General features: G+C 60.0%; 16 protein-coding genes. 10 read left to right on the forward strand and 6 right to left on the reverse strand.

All coding sequences use genetic code 11. The features are described 5' to 3' along the window. The first annotated feature begins 43 nt into the window (after positions 1-43). Together AACY36_RS14645 and AACY36_RS14650 are read left to right on the forward strand one after the other, a co-directional pair. Positions 44-703, forward strand: a complete 660-nt coding sequence (locus tag AACY36_RS14645; protein WP_339416881.1) for a YciC family protein — start codon at positions 44-46, stop codon at positions 701-703. Between the two features lie 40 nt (positions 704-743). After that, a complete protein-coding gene (locus AACY36_RS14650; protein ID WP_339416883.1) occupies positions 744-1,832 on the forward strand; it encodes an endonuclease/exonuclease/phosphatase family protein in 1,089 nt (362 codons plus the stop codon). Between the two features lie 3 nt (positions 1,833-1,835). On the opposite strand, the gene AACY36_RS14655 is transcribed toward AACY36_RS14650, so the two are convergent. Beyond that, complete coding sequence (locus AACY36_RS14655) at positions 1,836-2,603, reverse strand: hydroxypyruvate isomerase family protein (protein WP_339416884.1); 768 nt, start codon at positions 2,601-2,603, stop codon at positions 1,836-1,838. Between the two features lie 189 nt (positions 2,604-2,792). Here AACY36_RS14655 and AACY36_RS14660 point away from each other — a divergent pair, with 189 nt between their 5' ends. The 4 genes from AACY36_RS14660 (at position 2,793) to AACY36_RS14675 (ending at position 8,427) form a co-directional block, all read left to right on the forward strand. Beyond that, on the forward strand, positions 2,793-3,695 hold the full coding sequence (locus tag AACY36_RS14660; RefSeq protein WP_005791674.1) for a GntR family transcriptional regulator: 903 nt from the start codon (positions 2,793-2,795) through the stop codon (positions 3,693-3,695). Positions 3,696-3,914: 219 nt separating this feature from the next. Further along, entirely contained in the window at positions 3,915-6,371 is a 2,457-nt protein-coding gene (locus AACY36_RS14665; protein WP_339416886.1) for a membrane-bound PQQ-dependent dehydrogenase, glucose/quinate/shikimate family, read from the forward strand. A 330-nt stretch (positions 6,372-6,701) separates the two neighbouring features. After that, positions 6,702-7,439: a TSUP family transporter gene (locus AACY36_RS14670; protein ID WP_005791677.1), complete on the forward strand. Its 738-nt coding sequence runs from the start codon at positions 6,702-6,704 to the stop codon at positions 7,437-7,439. 31 nt (positions 7,440-7,470) lie between these two features. After that, positions 7,471-8,427, forward strand: coding sequence for a TauD/TfdA family dioxygenase (locus tag AACY36_RS14675; protein WP_339416888.1), 957 nt, complete (start codon positions 7,471-7,473; stop codon positions 8,425-8,427). An 84-nt stretch (positions 8,428-8,511) separates the two neighbouring features. On the opposite strand, the gene hrpB is transcribed toward AACY36_RS14675, so the two are convergent. Then, entirely contained in the window at positions 8,512-11,022 is a 2,511-nt protein-coding gene (gene hrpB / locus AACY36_RS14680; RefSeq protein ID WP_339497265.1) for an ATP-dependent helicase HrpB, read from the reverse strand. A 192-nt stretch (positions 11,023-11,214) separates the two neighbouring features. Here hrpB and AACY36_RS14685 point away from each other — a divergent pair, with 192 nt between their 5' ends. Beyond that, a complete protein-coding gene (locus AACY36_RS14685; protein WP_090401953.1) occupies positions 11,215-11,634 on the forward strand; it encodes a polyribonucleotide nucleotidyltransferase in 420 nt (139 codons plus the stop codon). A 15-nt stretch (positions 11,635-11,649) separates the two neighbouring features. Next, positions 11,650-12,555, forward strand: coding sequence for a cation diffusion facilitator family transporter (locus AACY36_RS14690; RefSeq protein WP_339427980.1), 906 nt, complete (start codon positions 11,650-11,652; stop codon positions 12,553-12,555). Positions 12,556-12,581: 26 nt separating this feature from the next. Here the strand turns inward: AACY36_RS14690 and AACY36_RS14695 are convergent, their stop codons facing one another. Beyond that, complete coding sequence (locus tag AACY36_RS14695) at positions 12,582-13,559, reverse strand: DUF6515 family protein (protein ID WP_339427979.1); 978 nt, start codon at positions 13,557-13,559, stop codon at positions 12,582-12,584. A gap of 398 nt (positions 13,560-13,957) precedes the next feature. Between AACY36_RS14695 and AACY36_RS14700 the strand changes: the two genes are divergently transcribed. Beyond that, on the forward strand, positions 13,958-14,437 hold the full coding sequence (locus AACY36_RS14700; protein ID WP_017735654.1) for an Lrp/AsnC family transcriptional regulator: 480 nt from the start codon (positions 13,958-13,960) through the stop codon (positions 14,435-14,437). A gap of 194 nt (positions 14,438-14,631) precedes the next feature. Continuing rightward, a complete protein-coding gene (locus tag AACY36_RS14705) occupies positions 14,632-14,841 on the forward strand; it encodes a DUF2788 domain-containing protein (RefSeq protein WP_049713471.1) in 210 nt (69 codons plus the stop codon). Here the strand turns inward: AACY36_RS14705 and AACY36_RS14710 are convergent. The 3 genes from AACY36_RS14710 to AACY36_RS14720 form a co-directional block, all read right to left on the reverse strand. Continuing rightward, a complete protein-coding gene (locus tag AACY36_RS14710) occupies positions 14,836-15,471 on the reverse strand; it encodes a pseudouridine synthase (protein ID WP_339416894.1) in 636 nt (211 codons plus the stop codon). The two genes, AACY36_RS14705 and AACY36_RS14710, sit on opposite strands and share 6 nt — an antisense overlap. Before the next feature lie 71 nt (positions 15,472-15,542). Continuing rightward, positions 15,543-17,015: an AMP nucleosidase gene (gene amn, locus AACY36_RS14715; RefSeq protein ID WP_339427978.1), complete on the reverse strand. Its 1,473-nt coding sequence runs from the start codon at positions 17,013-17,015 to the stop codon at positions 15,543-15,545. A 105-nt stretch (positions 17,016-17,120) separates the two neighbouring features. Next, the gene (locus tag AACY36_RS14720) at positions 17,121-18,767 is read right to left on the reverse strand and encodes an acyl-CoA dehydrogenase family protein (protein ID WP_339416897.1); all 1,647 of its coding nucleotides are present in this window, start codon (positions 18,765-18,767) and stop codon (positions 17,121-17,123) included. Between the last annotated feature and the right edge of the window lie 55 nt (positions 18,768-18,822).

Genomic DNA, 18,822 nt, shown 5'->3' on the forward strand with positions numbered 1-18,822 from the left:
CGGTTAAAGTGTTGCCCTTGCTTTCAGGCCTGCGATGAACTTGATGAATCCGTTAGACGTATTGCGCGACTCCTTGCGTTTCACCCGACACAACCTGGGCGCCATCGTCCAGTTATGCTTGCCGCTGGTGATTCTCGAAGCCCTGCTGCAACAGGTGCTCAACCACATGGTCGGCCCGGACGCGTTCCCCGGTTACAGCGTGGTGGTGGGGTTGCTGGTGTACCCGCTGTACACCGGCGCGTTGATTCTGTTCCTGGATGCCCGCACCCGTGGCGAGTCGCCGCGCACCCAGGATGTTTGGGCCATGGCCCTGACCCTGTGGCCGCGTTTCGCCCTGCTGACGGCCATGAGCACGCTGCTGATTCTGCTGGGGCTGTCGCTGTATTTCCTGCCGGGCCTGTGGCTGATGGTGGTGCTGGCGTTCGCCGAGTACTTGCTGGTGCTGCGCGGCATGCCGGCGCTGGAGGCCATGAAGGAAAGCTTCCGCCTGACCCGTGGGCATTTCTGGCGAATCCTGGTGTGCCTGCTGTGCGTGATGACACCGTTGTGGCTGCTCAAGGGCGCCAGCGTGGCAGCCTATCCAGAACCGGCGCCATTGCTGGGCCTATTGATAGACAGCGCCCACAGCTTCCTGCAACTGTTTACCAGCGTGGTGCTGTTCCGTTTATTCATGTTGATCGGTGGCGATGCCGACGCGCGGTGATATGCTCCTTGCCACTCCTGAAACGCTATAAGCCGAGCCGATGACCCGTTTATTGCGCATAACCTTGCTGGGCCTGTTGATCATCGCAGGCCTGCTCACCGCACTGATCTACAGCCTGACCTGGCGCCCCGAGGCCAAGGAAACCCTGCCGGTGAGCTGCGTCGCGCCGCGTGCACCAACGCTGCTGCCAGGGCAGGCGCTCAAGGTCATGACCTGGAACGTACAATACCTGGCCGGCAAGAATTACGTGTTCTGGTACGACACCGCCGATGGCAGCGGCCCCGATGATCGCCCCACGGTTGAAGACATGGCCGCCAGCCTCGACGAAGTGGCGCGGGTGATTCGCGACGAAAAACCCGACATCCTGCTGCTGCAGGAACTCGACGAAAACGCCAAGCCTTCCCACTACCAGGACCAGCTCGCCCTTTTGCAGGAACGCCTGGTCGACCTCTACCCTTGCAGTGCCCAGACGTTCGACTGGAAAGCCGACTTTGTGCCAAACCTGCATATCTTCGGCAGCGTCGGCCGCAAATTGGCGACCCTTAGCCGCTACCAGATCGAACACGCCGAACGCCTGCAATTGCCGGCGCCCGAGGCCAATATCCTCAGCCGTCAGTTCCGACCCAAACCGGCCTTGCTGCTGACCTACCTGCCGCTCAGCGACGGCGGCCAACTGGCAGTGATCAACACGCGCCTGGACGGCGCTGCCCCCGGACGCAGCGCGGTGCAGGAGCAAGTCAAAACCACGGTCAAACTGCTGGACAGACTCGAAGGCCGTGGCACGCCCTGGCTGATCGGCGGGGATTTCAACCTGCTGCCCCTGGGTCAATTCCTGCGTTTGGACGCCGGTAAGCGCGGGCAATATTCGCCGGACAGCGAGCTGCATATGCTGTGGGACAAATACCCGATGATCCCCAGCAACAGCCAATCCAGTGGCATCGACCGTGAGAAATGGCTGACGCACTTCCCCAACGACCCAAGCCTTGATGGCCCGGATCGCACCCTGGATTACCTGTTCTACAGCTCGCGGATCAAACGCGTGGAAGCGAAGGTGCGCCAAGACGATACTTTGCGTATTTCCAACCACCTGCCGGTGATCGCCCGCTTCCTGCTGCCTGCCGCGCAATAACCCCTAGGGTTTCAACACCTGGGCCCGCAGCGGCTTAAGCCACTCAAGGCTTTCAACCGTGGTGCCGGATGGGCGGTACTCACAGCCGATCCATCCTCGGTAGCCACGCTGCTCCAGCGCCGCGAACAAGGCGGCAAAGTCCATGGTCCCGGTGCCCGGCTCATGACGACCCGGGTTGTCGGCGATTTGTACATGGACGGTCCTGTCGTAAAACTGCGCCAGCACCCCGGCTGCGTCGCCGGTCAAAAGCTGGGCATGGTAAAGATCCAGAATCAGCCCGACACTCGTAAAGGTTTCCAGCACCTGTTGCGCCTTGCTGAAGTCAGACATGTAATAGCCGGGCATCGCCTGCGGGCAGATCACTTCAATAAGCGCGCGCAAACCCTGATCTTCGAGGTACTTGACCGCGTATTCCAGGTTACTGACGTAGGCAGGCGCGCTCTCATCCTGGGGCGTGGTCACGCCAGACATGATGTGCACATCCGAGCAGTTCAGCGCCTTCGCATAGCGGGCCGCCTCGCGCAGCCCATCGCGAAATTCCTGCTCCTTGCCCTGCAAGGCAGCGATGCCTTTGGTAACACCTGCCGGCGCTGCGAACTGAATCAACGGCAGGTTGTATTGAGCCAGGTGATCGGCGAGCAGGCTGGCGTCAAATTCATAGGGCGATGGGAACTCCACCGCCCTGAAACCGGCAGCGGCGGCGGCTTCGATGCGTTGCAGAAAAGGCAATTCGTTGAACTGGAAACCGAGGTGAGCATTGAATTTGAGCATGGGTAACTATCCATCCTGGGAATAAACAAATCATCAGCCTGGAGCCTCATTCGCGGCTCCAGCGCCACGCTATTGAAAGTGGTCAGTGCAAATACTCATGCTCTTCGTATGGTATTTTCCCACTCCAGTGCGGTGGGGGCATCTGCCCCGACGGGAACGGACTGAAGCTAACCATTCGGAATAAAACCTGTGATCAAGAAAGACCTCGCCCTGCAGTTGGCCCCACGCGTCATCGACATGGTTCGCGCCCGTTCGATGAAAGCCGGTGAGCCCTTGCGCGAGCAGACATTTGCGCAAGCGCTCGGGGTGTCGCGCTCGCCGATCCGGCGGGTTTTTGCCTTGCTCGCCGAGTGGGACCTTGCCATTCAAGAGCCCAATCGTGGCTATTTCCTCAAACAAGGTGCCGGGCAGATTCAGGAAGCCGCAGTCCCTTGCGCCAGCGATCCGTTCGAGGACTTTTACCTTCGCGTGGTCGACGACATTCTGAGCGGAGAAATACCTGCGCACTTTTTCGAAGCGCAGTTGTTGCGACGCTATGAGGTGCCCCGGGGGCAGTTGCTCAAGGTGCTGAACCGGTTGGCCGGCGAAGCCATGGTGGAGCGTAAGCCAGGCCAAGGGTGGGGCCTCAAGGACTTCGTGCATAACACGCAGGCGCATATTCATAGCTACCGTTTCCGGATGGCCATCGAACCGGCGGCGCTCCTTGAGCCCGGTTATCAGGTCAATCACGCCGCGTTTGCCCAGGCCAGGCAACAGCAACAGGCCTTGATCGACGGCGAGATCCAGACCTTGTCCCGCGCGCAACTGTTCCAGCTGGGGGCCCAGTTTCACGAAATGATCGTGCAGTGCTCCGGCAATGTTTTTTTCATCGACGCCATACGCCACCAGAATCAGCTCAGGCGCTTTATGGGCTACAAGGCCAACATTGATCGCACGCGTCTTAAGGCGCAATGCCAGGAACACATCCATTTGCTCGACCTCATCGAGTCTGATCGGCGTGAAGAAGCCGCACAGTTTCTCTGGCGCCACCTGGATCAAGTCGGCCGACTCAAGACTGATCAACGCGCAGTGCCAGAAGAAAGCCAAATCTAGAACGCGTCACTGGCTCCCCGTCAGTGCCGGAACTTCGCCATCACCGCGCCCAATAACGGGCCAAGCAGCCTAGCACAATTGTTTCTGATCAAAACAGAATACAAAAAAATCACCAAACAGTTAATTTTTTCACTACATATTGTATTTCGTTACAACAATAGGCAATCATGCGCGCCGCTCGGACTCGGATCCGTATCGAATCGCACAGGGATGGTGGCCATGAACGAAAGGACGTTGGGTAGTGCAGCGGGAGTCTCAAACCTCCTGTTCGGGGTGTACAACACAGTGGTTGCCCTGCTTGGCGTGATGCTGGCCTATAAAGGCGGCGTGCTGATGGCCGCGGGCGGGTCACCCTATTACGCGATGATGGGCACCGCGCTGTTGTTATCGGCCATCCTCTTGGGCCTGAAAAAGTCCTTGGGCCTCTACCTTTATGGCGCAGCCTCTGTGGCCACCTATGCCTGGGCGGTGTGGGAGTCTGGTTACGATGGCTGGGCCTATATTCCACGCCTGGCCTGGCTGGCGGTTCTCAGCGTGCCGTTCCTGGCGTTCTGGCCCGTAGTACGGCGTGATTTTGCCAACGTCAGAAAAAGTCATTACTTCACCATTATGGGTGTGCTGCCGCTGGTGATGGGGGCTACCATCCTGGTGCCGCTGTTCTACCCGAAAAGCGTTCACCTTGCCGACTCGGCGCACGCCACCACACGCCCCGCCGCCGCCTTCAGCCGCAGTACCGTCGCCTCTCCAGACGGCAATATTGCCGCGTCACACACCGAGACCAACTGGACCGCCTATGCAGGCTCCAACCTGGGCAACCACTATTCAGCCGCGTCGCAGATCACGCCTTCAAATGTGTCGGGCCTGGTCAAAGCCTGGGAATACCACCACGGCGACGTGAAGCAACCCGGTGAGAAAACCAAGTACTTGAACGAAGCCACGCCGATCAAGGTGGGTAACTCGCTCTACACCTGCACCCCCAAGCAAATCATCATTTCCCTGGATGCCACCACTGGAAAGGAGAACTGGCGATTCGACTCCAAAGTCGACCCGGACTACTTCGCCAATGGCGGCGCCTATTGCCGTGGTGTCTCTTATTTCGAAGTCCCCAATGCCAGTGGCTTGTGCGCCTCGCGCATCATTTGGGGCACCAATGATATTCGCCTCGGCGCGGTAGACGCCCTGACCGGCCAGGCGTGTCCCGACTTCGGCAACGCAGGCTTTGCGGATTTGAAAGACGGGCTGGGCACTTTCAGAAAAGGTTCGACGGGTATCACGTCTGCTCCTCTGGTCATTCGCGGGGTGGTGATCACCGGTGGCCGAGTACTCGACTCGGATGTGCGCCCTGCCCCCTCGGGCGTGGTGCGCGCCTACGATGCAGTGACCGGCAAACAGAAGTGGGCCTGGGATTTGGGCCGGCCAGACACCAACGCCCCCGCGGGTAACAACGAGACCTACACCCTCAGCACCCCCAACTCGTGGGCACCGCTGTCGGCCGACGATGAACTGGGCCTGGTGTATGTCACCACCGGCAACGCAGCGGGCGACTTCTATGGCGGCACCCGCACAGCACAAGAAGACAAGTTCAGTTCGTCACTGGTCGCACTGGACGCCACCACCGGTAAGGTCCGCTGGCACTTCCAGACAGTCCACCATGATCTATGGGACTACGACCTGAGCCCGCAACCCAGCCTGATTGATTTTCCGACGGCTGCCGGGCCACGCCCGGCCGTGATCCAGGCGACCAAATCCGGCCAGTTGTTCGTGCTTGACCGCGCCACCGGCGAACCACTGGTGGATGTCGTGCAAGCTCCTGTCCCACAGGGCACCGCCCCGGGAGACTACACCGCAGCCACCCAGCCACTGTCCCCTGGTATGCCGAGCACCATGGGGCGCCCATCGAAAACACCGGAAGTACTGACCGAAGCCAATGCCTGGGGCCTGACGCCTTTCGATCAGATGCAATGTCGCCTCGAATTTCGCCAGGCACGCTACGAAGGGATCTTCACCCCGCCGGTCGTGGGCCAGCAAAGCCTGATCTTCCCCGGCCATCATGGCGGCTTGAACTGGGGCGGTGTGATGGTCGACCTTAAGCGAGGGCTGCTGATCATCAATAACCAGCGCCTTCCTTATATGCAGGGGCTGGTGCCGCGCGAACAACTCGACGCCATCAATGCCAAGTCGTTCCAGGAGTCGCCGGGCAACGCCCAGGGCTTCCGCGTCCAGGCCGGGCTACCTTACGGCGCGATTAAAGACCCGTGGATGTCATCCCTTGACCAGCCATGCATTGCGCCACCCTGGGGCTTTATCTCCGGTATCGACCTGCGCACTCGCGATGTCGTGTGGAGCCGCCCGTTCGGCACAGGCTATGACAGTGGACCTTGGGGGATCGCCTCCAAGATGCGCTTCGAAATCGGTACGCCAAGTGATGCAACGGGCGTGACAACCGCTGGCGGTGTGACGTTCATCGGCGCCGCTATTGACCGGTTCATGCGGGCTTACAACAGCGAAAGCGGTGAGCTGCTCTGGGAAGAACGCCTCCCGGCAGGCAATCAGGCTTCGCCCTTGACCTACATGAGCCAGGGTCGACAGTACGTGGTGGCGGTGGTTGGCGGTCATGACCGAATCCCAACCAAGTTAGGTGACAGCATCATCGCCTGGGCCCTGCCTGAGCAGTAAATCGAGTGCTGTAAGAGAGGCTCGCCATGAGCGTATCGGTGGGTAAAACATATACATGTTCTACCCCCCTCAGTCATGGCGTAGTTTCTGGCACGTATCGCATCACTTCAGAGTGATGACAGGCTAATGACTTATCGCAGGAAGTTTATAAGTAGCGGCCATCATTGCTGCCCTTTATTCACGTAGCAATACCCACTTCTACGCCAGATTCAAAGCGCCTGACTCTCTCAGCGCGCTCGCAGGCGATTGCGCCCGATTTACTCACCCGGTGAGAAGCCTGCGCATCGATATATATGCTTTACGTTTTATAAAATTGGATAGGAATTAACAATGCTCGAACTTTCTGATGGTTTGTATCTATTGGTGGGCGTCAGTTTTATTACGTCATTCATGACGGCTGCCATTGGCGTGGGCGGCGGGATTGGACTGCTTGCGGTTATGCCTCAATTTATCCCCATCTCTGCGGTTGTACCGGTTCACGGCTTGATTCAAATGGTCAGCAACGCCAGTCGATTCGCGTTTGACTTTAAAAGTGCGAAAGTGGAAATCCTGCCTAAATACGTTATCGGCTGCCTGGTCGGCGCGTTCATCGGTTACTTCTTCATCGGCAAATTTCCCGAGCAATATTTATCACTGATTCTCGGCTTCTTCATCCTGGCCATCACCTGGACCAAGATCGTCGCACGCCTGGGTTTTATATTTAAAAACTTTGCCCTGGTGGGCTTTTTTCAAACCTTCCTTTCACTGTTCGTGGCCGTAACCGGTTTGATATCGCAGCCCATCCTGATGAAGATGAATATTAATAAAAACGAAGTAATTGTCACCCACGCCATGCAAATGAGCGTACTGCACGGGCTCAAGGTCGCCGCCTTTGTTATTGCAGGTTTTGCGTTCATGGATTACGCCAACCTGATCATCATCATGATTACCGCCTCTACATTGGGTTCGTACTTGGGCGGCTTTCTCAGAGACCGTATATCGCAGCGTGTCGGCGCAATGCTGTTAAAGGCAGGGGTGACGTTTTTTGGTTTGAAGATGATCTTCGATCATTTTTTCAACGGCCTGTAAAAAGTTCTTCCAATAAAACAAGGAGCGTGAAATGAGCACACGTAAGTTTGATTTTTTTGAAACCAAAGAAATCTCGACGTTTCTGAAAGAGCATGGATATTGCGTTATCAAGCCTCAAGACCACTCTCTGGAAGCCTTTAGAGAGACCGCCGGCAAGTTCGGGCTGATTCAGTTTCATACCAAGTCCGATGAACACGGTGTGGTGGGCGGTGGCGAGCCGATCAACAAGGACTGGCAACGCTTCAAGGATGATTATCATGGCGAACTGTCGAGCGATTTTTTCCCGCATACCGATGGGTCATTCTTGAATGGCATCGCCTACGTAGAGGGCACTGCGAAAAAAATCACGCCCCCCAAATTCGTCATTCTCCAGTGCGTTTCAAAGCCTGAATTTGGCGGCGACAACTTCCTGGTGGATGGGCAGAAAATCTACAATGACCTGCTTGCCCATCACGCTGACACATTAAAAATATTGATGACCAGCGGCAGTGTCACTTACTGCCGCGACGATTTGCTGTCCATCGATTGCGCAGTCTTTGAAAAAATCGATGACGAAACGTTAAGAATTCGCTACCGGTATGACAGCACTGCGTTTATTCCCGAATGGGCCAGCGCGGCGTTTAAATACATCCAGACCCACTACTCCACCAACGAGCGTTACATTACCCCCATAAGCCTTGAGCCAGGGGACATTCTGGTGATGGATAACCTGCGTGTCCTGCATGCCCGGCATAAATTCATCGATGGCAACCAGCAGAGAAAAGTAAGAAGGCTGTGGATCGCTGATGACGCGAGCACCACATTCAAGAACATCCTGGATCAATCCCCGGTACGCAGGGCCATGCTGCCCTTTCAGAACTACAATGTTGCCCAGTCTGAAACCGCCGGGCATTCGTTCATCGAGTACACCTGTGGCATCCACACCCAAACGAGCAAATCGTTGCCAAACGCGCATAAGCAATTTGACAGTGCGCTTGAAGCGCTTTAAGCCCTTCAAGACAACCACCTTGCTCTGATTCAACGCTTTCAGGTAACCCCCCAGTCATCAAAACGACTGGGGAGTTACTTACATTCAAGGCTTTCTGGGTTTGATCCGGGCCGTAGCTTCGGCCACCAACGGGTCATCCGGCCAGTAATGCTTGGGGTAGCGCCCTTTCAAATCCTTCTTCACCTCGGCGTAGGTACTGCGCCAGAAGTTCGCCAGGTCTTGCGTCACCTGCACCGGCCGCCGCGCCGGGGACAGCAGGTGCAACTTCACGGCCAGGCGCCCGCCAGCGATACGCGGGGTGTCTGCCAGCCCGAACAATTCCTGCAAACGCACTGCCAGAATCGGCGGCTGTTTGCTGTAGTCCAACCGCACTGACGAACCCGACGGCACTTTCACGTGCTGCGGCGCCAGTTCGTCGAGGCGCTGCGGCAGCGGCCACGGCAACAGGTTGTGCAGGTAGCTGGAGATATCCAGGTTGGCGAAATGACTCAGGCGCGAGACTTTGCCCAAGTAAGGCATCAGCCAGTGTTCAAGGCTGGCGAGCAAGGCGCTGTCGCTGATGTCGGGCCACTCGCTGGTGTTGCCGGCGTCGAGTTGGCGCAACAGCATCACACGGGCTTGCCACTGACGCAGTTCCGGAGTCCAGGGCAGCAGTTCCAGGCCTTTGCGGCGCACCAGGTTGACCAGCGCCTGGCTGCGGGCGGATTCGTCGAGGCCGGTCAGGGGTTCGCGGCTGAGTACCAACTCACCGACTTTGCGTTGGCGCTCGGCACGCAAGACGCCTTCGCGTTCGTCCCAGTCGAGTTGGTCAACATTGCGCACTTGCTCGGCCAACACCGTGTCGAACAACGCCGGATCAAAATCCGCCGCCAGGTAGATGCGTTCTTCACGCTGGCCCTGGCGGCTGCCCAGGTCGGCGATCACCAGCCAGGGCTGTTTCATCAGGCTGTCGGCCTCGGCGAACAACGCGGCACGGCCATTGGCCAGACGGTATTCGGCGCCACCGGGACGGCGTTGCTGGGCGACGCGGTCCGGGTAGGCCAGGGCGAGCAAGGCGCCGAGCCAGCGTGGGTGATCGGGGTCAGCCACCGGTTGCGTGGCCTTGCCTCTCAGGTAGCCGCGATATTGACGGGCCAGTTGCTTGGCGCGCTGCACGCCGCCTTGCGTGCCACGCGCACGTTCTTCGCCGGACAACAGCGCCAGGCGGCTGTGCAAATCCGCGCCGCCCCCGCGCAAGATGTCGCGCTCACCCAGCAAGGCGGCGACATCACACGCCGTCGCCGCAAGCCCCAAGTCCTGCCCGCGCAAGAGTAAATGGGCGATACGCGGATGAGCAGGTAACTCGGCCATCTTCTGGCCGTGCGCGGTGAGTGTGTCTTCATTCATGGCGCCCAGGCGCATCAGCAAGTCCTGCGCCTGGGCATACGCAGCGGTCGGCGGTACATCCAGCCACACCAGCTGTGTAGGCGTGACTCCCCAGCGTGCCAACTGCAAGGCCAAACCCGCCAGGTCGGCGGCGAGGATTTCCGCGCTGCCGTAAGCAGCCAGGCCTTCATGCTGGTCCTCGGACCACAAGCGATAACACACGCCCGGCTCCAACCGCCCTGCCCGGCCAGCCCGTTGCGTGGCGCTGGCGCGGGAGATGCGCTGGGTGTCGAGGCGGGTCATGCCGCTGCCCGGGTCGAAGCGCGGCACGCGGGCCAAGCCGGCGTCGATCACCACGCGCACGCCATTGATGGTCAGGCTGGTCTCGGCGATGTTGGTGGCCAGCACGACTTTGCGTTTGCCGGCGGGCGCGGGATCGATAGCAGCGCGCTGAGCGTTCAAATCGAGTTCGCCATGCAGTGGGCACAGCAGCACATCGGTACGATCACCCAGGGCGTCGGCCAGTTGTTGATTGACCCGACGAATTTCCGCCTGCCCCGGCAAGAACACCAGCACGCTGCCGGTTTCGTCATGCAGGGCTTCAAGGATGGTCTGCACCAGGCGCGGCTCGATAAATTCACCCGTCTGATACGGCCGCCCCCAACGCATCTGCACCGGGAACATGCGCCCTTCACTGCGCAGGATCGGCGCGTTCTCCAGCAGGCTGGCGAGGCGCTCGCCTTCGAGGGTGGCGGACATCAGCAGGATTTTCAGCGGTTGCTCATCACGAAACAGGTCGCGGCCGTTCAGGCTCAGGGCCAGCGCGAGGTCGGCGTCGAGGCTGCGTTCATGGAATTCGTCGAAAATCAGCAGGCCCACGCCGTCCAGCGCCGGGTCGTCCTGCAGGCGGCGGGTGAGAATGCCTTCGGTGACCACTTCGATGCGCGTGTTGGGGCCGACTTTGCTGTCCAGCCGAATGCGATAACCGACGGTTTCACCGACTTTTTCACCCAGCTCACTGGCCAAGCGCTCGGCAGCGGCGCGGGCGGCAAGGCGGCGCGGTTCGAGCATCAGGATGGTTTGCCCGGCTAGCCATGGCTCATTCAACAGGGCCAAGGGCACGCGGGTGGTTTTACCGGCGCCGGGCGGCGCTTCCAGCACGGCTTCATGGCGATTCGCCAAGGCGTCACGCAGGGCGGGTAAAACATCATCAATCGGCAACGAATTCATACTGGCTCCAAAGCAGAGCGGCGAGTATAACGGCGAACTGCCGGTTGCCGACGCTGGTCTGAAAAACACCACCGGCTGCGCCTGGCAACGCGCTCAACGGCGGGAGCTGGCTTGCCTACTCGCACATTAGAGCGCTGTTGTTCAGCAGTATTGTCATATAGTCCCGTATCAATCGTGCTCAGGAGAATTTTTATGCGTATCGCTTCCCGTGTCATTGGTGGTGTCCTCGCCGTCACCCTGCTGAGCCAACTGACGGCCTGCGGATCGATCTTCTACCCGGACCGCCGCGGCCAGATCGACGGCAAGATCGACCCGACGATTGCCGTGCTCGATGCCGTGGGCCTGCTGTTCTACGTAATCCCAGGCCTGATCGCTTTTGGTGTGGACTTCGCCACCGGCGCCATCTACTTCGAACCGGGCAAGACCGCCCAGGTCGACCCGGAAAAACTCCACGAAGCCATCGGCGCCGACGGCAAGGTCGACAATGCCAAGCTGCAAAGCATCATTCAGAAAGAAACCGGCCGCACCCTGCCGCTGGACGACCCGCGCATGATCCAGTTCAAAGGCAGCGTGCAACAGCTCGCCAGCCTGGGCCTGCAACCTGCCGCTTAAGGAATCGAGCCGCCTATGACCAGCAGTCCCGAACACGCCCGGCTCTTGCGCCTGGCCACTCGCGCTTCGGTGGGCGTGGCCTGTGCGTTGATTATCACCAAGGCCATCGCTTGGTGGTTCAGCGGCTCGGTGAGCATGCTCGCCGGGTTGACCGACTCGCTGCTGGACGGCGTGACCTCGCTGTTGAATTTGCTCGCGGTGCATTACGCCCTGCGCCCGGCCGATGACGATCACCGTTATGGGCATGGCAAGGCAGAATCGCTGGCGGGCATGGCGCAGGCGCTGTTTATCGGTGGCAGTGCGGTGCTGATCGCGTTCCAGGCCTACGAGCGGCTGCAGCACCCGGAACCCGTGGGCGCGCCGTGGTTGAGCATTGGCGTAATCGTGTTTTCCCTGGCGTTGACCGTCGCCTTATTAATGCTGCAACACCGGGTGATCCGCGAAACCGGCTCCAACGCCGTGCGCGCGGATTCACTGCACTACCGCTCGGACCTGATGCTCAATGGGAGCATCCTGGTGGCGCTGGTGCTGGCGGGTGTTGGCTACCATCAAGTGGACGCCTGGTTCGGCCTGGGCATCGCTGCCTACATCTTGTGGAGCGCGGTCCAGATCGCTCGGGAAAGTTTTGCGGTGTTGATGGATGAAGAGCTGCCGACGGACGTCAGCCAGCACATGTTGGAACTGGCCCGTGGCGTACCGGGGGTGTTGGGCGCACATGATCTGCGCACGCGGATTTCCGGCAGCCACTGGTTTGTGCAATTGCACCTGGAGTTGCCGGGGGAGTTGACGCTGTCAGTCGCCCACGGGATCAGCGACCAGGCCGCCGATGCCATTCACAAGGCTTACCCGCGCGCCGAAGTGCTGGTGCATGCGGATCCTGCGGATCAGCTTCAAGCTGCAAGTCACAAGCCTCAAGCTTGACACCAAAAGCTTGAGGCTTGTCGCTGCTACTGTTGCACCTGATAGCCGCGACTGCTCAGGCAGTTGCCCTGGGCCTGGCGGTAGGTTTGCACCACCGCAGGGTCTGGGGCGTACGTCACCGCCTGCGGATCGAAGCCGCTTTGCTGCACCGCCCAGCGATAACAGTCGTAACCGTCCTGCTGCACCTGGGCCGGTGACTGGCCGTTGGCGGGGTACGCCACCACGTCATAGCCATTGCCTTGCGGCGTGGGCTGCGGCGCCGGCACGGCGGTCGGCGGTTGCACCACCACGTACTGCTGGGAACTGCTTTCGTAGGTGTAATAAGAGCCCGCCGCAAGAAAGAACAGCGCACTGCCTATCCACACTTCACGTGCATAGTCGGGCAGGTATTGCACGCGGATTCCGTAGGGCGGCGTCACCACTACATAGCGCGGCCCTTGCGGGCGGTACCAGTAGCCACCGGAATAGAAATAATCCTGGCCGCGGTAAGGCACGCGGTAGTTGCGGTCGGGGAAGCGGTCGATCACGTAGCCAGGACGATGTTGCGGGCCTGGGCCCCAACCATTGCCGTGCCCGTCGGGGCGGCCTGGCCAGCGGTTGTCGCCGGGACGACCATTGTTGTAACCGCCACCATGGTTGCCGGGCCGTGAGCCTGGGCCGCCGGCTTCCCAATGTGGGTTACCGTCATTGCGTCGCGGGATGTCGCGGTAATAGCCCTGGCGGGGTTCCTGGGTCTGGCGCACGGTGTCGGGGCGACTCTGGATCGGCAGGTTATTCGACGGTTGCGGTTGCTGCACCGGGCGCGGCTGGTTATTTTCCGGCCGTGGCTGGTTGTTCTGCGAACGCGGCTGTTCATTATTCCCAGGCCGTCCGCCCTCCGGCCCTCTTTCATGCTGACCACCGCCTTCACCGCGCGGCGCGTTATCACGCTCGTCGGCCACTGCCTGAGCACCAACGGTGACCATCAGCAAACCAACACCTGCCCAACGCCAGATGCGCTTCATGCTATTCCTCATTGCGGATTAGGGCCTGTCCATGAGACTGGAAAAGCGAGGCCCGGTTCTTGGACAGGTTATCAGCAGGCAAAAGAAAAGGGGTGACCCGTCGGCCACCCCTTGAGAACTTCGTCCTGGCTCAACGCTTTTGGCGTTGGCTCACCTCACGCCGTCTTGTGGACAGTGTGCAGCCTGGAGGCCGGCTCAACCCTGCTGGGGTGGCGGCCGCAGCGGGCCTGATTGGGCGCGCTGTAAGTGGACTGTTGTCCAGGCGGTGATTCTGTTGATAAAGATACAGGCGAGCGCCCGACAGATGATTGCGAAGATTGCGTCAATAAACAGTGCTTGCGCAATTTTTAACCCTTCATAGATAATTAACCGCAATAGTTACGACAAAGGCCAACCCAATGAGCAAGCTTGACCGATACGACCTGAGTATTTTGGCGGAATTGCAGCGTGATGCGAGGATCTCCAACCAGGAGTTGGCCGAACGTATCGGCTTGTCGCCTTCGCCGTGCTCGCGCCGGGTCAAGCAACTGGAGGATGACGGCTACATCGCACGCCAGGTCGCCCTGCTCGACCGCAAGATGCTCGGCCTGAGCCTCACTGCCTATGTGCTGATCGGCATGGACCGTCACACCCCCGAGCGTTTCGAGAATTTCGAAGCGGCCATTCGCACACTGCCCCAAGTATTGGAGTGCAGTTTGGTGACGGGAATGGATGCTGACTACCAATTGAAAGTGGTGGTGCCGGATATGGATCACTACCAGAAGTTGCTGCTGGGGCATCTAACGCGCATTGATGGCGTGACCAGCGTGCGGTCGAGCTTTGTGCTGAACCAGGTGCTCAACAGCACTGAGTTACCACTGACCCATCTGCGTACCTGAGCCCCATGAAGATCAAATGTGGGAGCTGGCTTGCCTGCGATGCAGACACCTCGGTATGTCAGCCAGACCCAGGTGATGCTATCGCAGGCAAGCCTGCTCCCACATTGATTGCATTCCAACTCAAGTCAATATTGCGCCTGTAGCACTGCCGTATACTCGCCGCCTGCCTTTGTCGGAAATACTCCATGAACAACATCGATCCCGTCCTGTTTGAAGAATGGATGATGACCGGCCTGGTCACCATCCTGATCATTTTCATGGGCTTTATCGTCTGGGACCTGGCGAAGAAATCCAAAGCCGGACGCTTTGGCTCGTTCATCCTGTTCTTCGTGCTGGGCCTGGGCGTGGCCGCGTTCATCATCAAGAGCGTGGTCATCGGTCTGATCGAGTCCGGCGCCTTATAAGCGCGCCGGCACTTCCTTCCACTGGCCTTGATCCAGGCCTTCAATTGTCCAATCGCCAATTCGCACACGTACCAGGCGCAAGGTGGGCAACCCCACGGCGGCGGTCATGCGCCGTACCTGACGGTTGCGCCCTTCTCGAATCACCAACTCCAACCAATGGGTCGGCACGCTTTTACGAAAGCGCACCGGCGGGTTGCGCGGCCATAACTCGGGCTCATCCAACTGCCGCGCTTCGGCGGGCAAGGTCTTGCCGTCATTGAGCTCGACGCCGTCACGCAGCCGTTGCAGTTGCTCTTCGGTCGGTTCGCCCTCCACTTGTACCCAGTAGGTTTTCGCCAGTTTGTGCTTGGGGTCGGCAATCCGCGCCTGGAGTTGGCCATCGTTGGTCAGCAGCAACAGGCCTTCACTGTCACGGTCCAGGCGACCGGCCGGGTAGATGCCGGGGATGTCGATAAAGTCCTTGAGGGTCGCGCGCCCGCCTTCGTCGCTGAACTGGGTCAGCACGTCGAACGGTTTATTGAAGAGGATCAACTTCGGCTCGGCCGGCGGTGCCTTGGCGACACGACGGGCTGCGCAATGCGGAGGTTTCACGCCGGGGCGGCGCGAATCAGGACGGGTGGGACGGGACATGGCAAAGGAACATCTAACGGTCAGGACCGACAATCCTAGTGGCCTGACCGTTAAATGACCATCCCAACCGCTTAGCGGAACGGCGGTTCGTCGAAGCTGCGCAGTTTGCGCGAGTGCAGCGAGTTGAGTTCGGTGCGCAGCAGGTCGACGGCTTCGATGCCGATCTTCAAGTGCTGGCTGACCGCGCGCTCATAGAACGCGTTGGCCGAACCCGGCAGTTTGATCTCGCTGTGCAGCGGCTTGTCGGACACGCACAGCAAGGTGCCGTAAGGCACACGCAAGCGGTAGCCTTGCGCCGCGATGGTACCGCTTTCCATGTCCACGGCCACCGCGCGAGACAGGTTGATCAATGGGCGTTCCTGGGCCCAGCGCAGCTCCCAGTTACGGTCGTCATAGGTCAACACGGTGCCAGTGCGCAGGCGTTTTTTCAGCTCTTCGCCTTGTTCGCCGGTGACGTTGGCCGCCGCCCGCTGCAAGGCCATCTGCACTTCGGCCAGGGCCGGAATCGGAATATTGGGCGGCACTACGCGGTCGAGAATCCCGTCGCGGCGCATATAGGCGTGGGCCAGTACGTAGTCGCCAATGGTCTGGGATTGGCGCAGGCCGCCGCAGTGGCCGATCATCAGCCAGCAATGCGGGCGCAGCACGGCCAAATGGTCGGTGATGTTCTTGGCGTTGGACGGGCCGACGCCGATGTTCACCAGGGTCACGCCGTGGCCGTCGCTGGCCTGCAAGTGATAGGCCGGCATTTGATAACGATGCCACACAACGCCTGCGGCAATCGCCGACGCTTCACCGTGGTCCATGCTCTTGTCGATCACCACGTTGCCCGGCAGCACCATACGGATAAACCGTGGGTCGCTGCGCAGTTGCTCCAGGCCATGCACGATGAACTGGTCGACATAACGGTGGTAGTTGGTCAGCAGGATCCACGGTTGCACATGGCGCCAGTCGCTGCCGGTGTAGTGCACCAGGCGACGCAGGGAAAAGTCCACGCGCGCCGCGTCGAACAGCGCCAGCGGCAGCGGGTCGGTGTTCTCCCAGTCGTAGAGGCCATCGGCGATGCCATCGGTGGCAGCCGACAGGTCAGTGCTGGGGAACACGCGAGCCAGGGTCGCGGCGGTCACGCCGGAGCCGGCCAGTTCGTCGCCCTGCTCCACCACATACGGGTACGGGATGTTCTGCTGGCTGACGCCCACTTCCACCGTCACGGTGAAGTCGTGCATCAACGGCACCAGTTGCTCCAGCAGGTACTTACGGAAGGCCGCAGGATGGGTGACGGTAACGCTGTAGGTCCCCGGCAACTGGACCTTCGCGTACGCCCGAGTGGTCTGTGGGACTTCGCCGTGGCAGTGGTAGGTCAGGCGCAGTTCTGGGTAACGAAACAGCGCACGTTGTTCGGCATCGGGTTCGACGCGGTCTTTGAGGTACTGCTTGAGGGCTTGATTGAGCGCGCCGGTAGCGCGCTCATGCAGGGCCGCCAGACGATCCACGGCTTCTTCAGCGGTTTGAACGACAACAAAAGCTTCGGTCACGGTAAGCATCCTGTGTTCTGACTTGCAGGCCTTTATCTTGCCTGTATCCCAGGCTCACATAAACACCAGAGTTGGAATGCTTTGAAAGGTGGGAGCTGGCTTGCCCGCGTTTATTCAGTTAGGTGTCGAGCGGGCAACAATCGCTTCCACCTCCATACCACGCGGCAAAGTCCCGTAGGCCCGACCGGATGACTCACCCAACCGGCTGGCAATAAATCCATCACTCACCGCCGCATTCCCTGCCTCCAGCAACAATTTGGCCTGCAACGCCACGGCGATATCCTCGGTCAACTGCCGCGCACGGTACTGGATATCCTGAGTGTCCATAAACGCCGACTTCAGCTGTTCAATATGCCGCGCCAGTGGCTTATCCCCGTGCCCGTCCCCGAGTTCGACAAACAACGCCTCCAGCACACCCGGTTCTTTCGATAACGCGCGCAGCACGTCCAGGCACTGCACATTGCCGGAACCTTCCCACGTCGAATTCACCGGGGCCTCACGATAAAGGCGCGGCAGGATGCTGTCCTCCACATACCCGGCGCCGCCCATGCACTCGGCGGCTTCGTTGATCATGGCCGGGGCGCGCTTGCAGATCCAATACTTGCCCACCGCCGTCACCAGCCGGGCGAACTTGGCTTCCTGCTCATCACCCAGGTTATCCAGGGCCTTGCCCATGCGCATGCTCAGGGCCAGCGCGGATTCGCTTTCCAGTGCCAGGTCAGCCAGCACGTTTTGCATCAGCGGTTGCTCGCCGAGTACACGCCCACCCACCGAGCGATGGGCACAATGATGGCTGGCCTGGGTCAGCGCCTGACGCATCAGGGCGCTGGAACCGACCATGCAATCGAAGCGGGTCATGGCGACCATCTCGATGATGGTGGGCACGCCGCGTCCCTCCTCGCCGATCATCCAGGCCAGGGCGCCACGGAACTCCACTTCGCTGGAGGCGTTGGAGCAGTTGCCGAGTTTGTTTTTCAGGCGCTGGATGTAGAGCTCGTTGCGCGTGTCATCCGGGCGATGTCGGGGCAATAGGAAACAGGAGAGGCCCTTGTCGGTTTGCGCCAGCGTTAGAAAGGCATCACACATCGGCGCCGAGCAGAACCATTTGTGGCCCACCAGTTCATAGGCTTGCCCCGGGCCGCCTGCGCCTACCGGATAAGCCCGGGTGGTATTGGCGCGCACGTCAGTGCCGCCCTGTTTCTCGGTCATGGCCATGCCGATGGTGGCGCCAGCCTTGTGGCGGATGCCGACATTGCGCGGGTCGTAGTGAGTGCTGAGAATTTTCGGCAGCCAAAGGTCAGCCAATTCTGGCTGAATACGCAGCGCCGGCACACAGGCGAAGGTCATGGTCAGCGGGCAGCCGGTACCGGCTTCGGCCTGGCTGTGCAGGTAGGTCATGGCAGCGCGGGCCACATGGGCACCGGACTGCGGGTGCGCCCAAGGCAGCGACGGCAGACCATGCTCGACGGCGGTGCGCATCAGTTCGTGGTAAGCCGGGTGAAATTCCACCAGGTCGATGCGATGACCATAACGGTCATGGCTGTTGAATACAGGCTTGTTCTGATTGGCCAGGAACCCGGCTTCCATCAGCGGCCCGCCGGCCAGCGCGCCGTAGGCATCAATGCGCGCCTGCGCCCAGCCAGCGCCACAGCGGCGTGACCATTCCTGCAAGGGCAAGTCGATGCGATACAGGTTAGTGCCGTCCAGGGACGGCGGTTGGTTGGTGACGTCGTGGGTCTCGGCAAACTGATGCAGGTTCATGACGGGCCTCCTGAAAAAGGCCACGTCCAGTTGGGGCCTGAATTTCAGTTAAGCA

The organism is Pseudomonas sp. EA_15y_Pfl1_P101 (assembly GCF_963970835.1).
GTDB lineage: Bacteria > Pseudomonadota > Gammaproteobacteria > Pseudomonadales > Pseudomonadaceae > Aquipseudomonas > Aquipseudomonas tritici.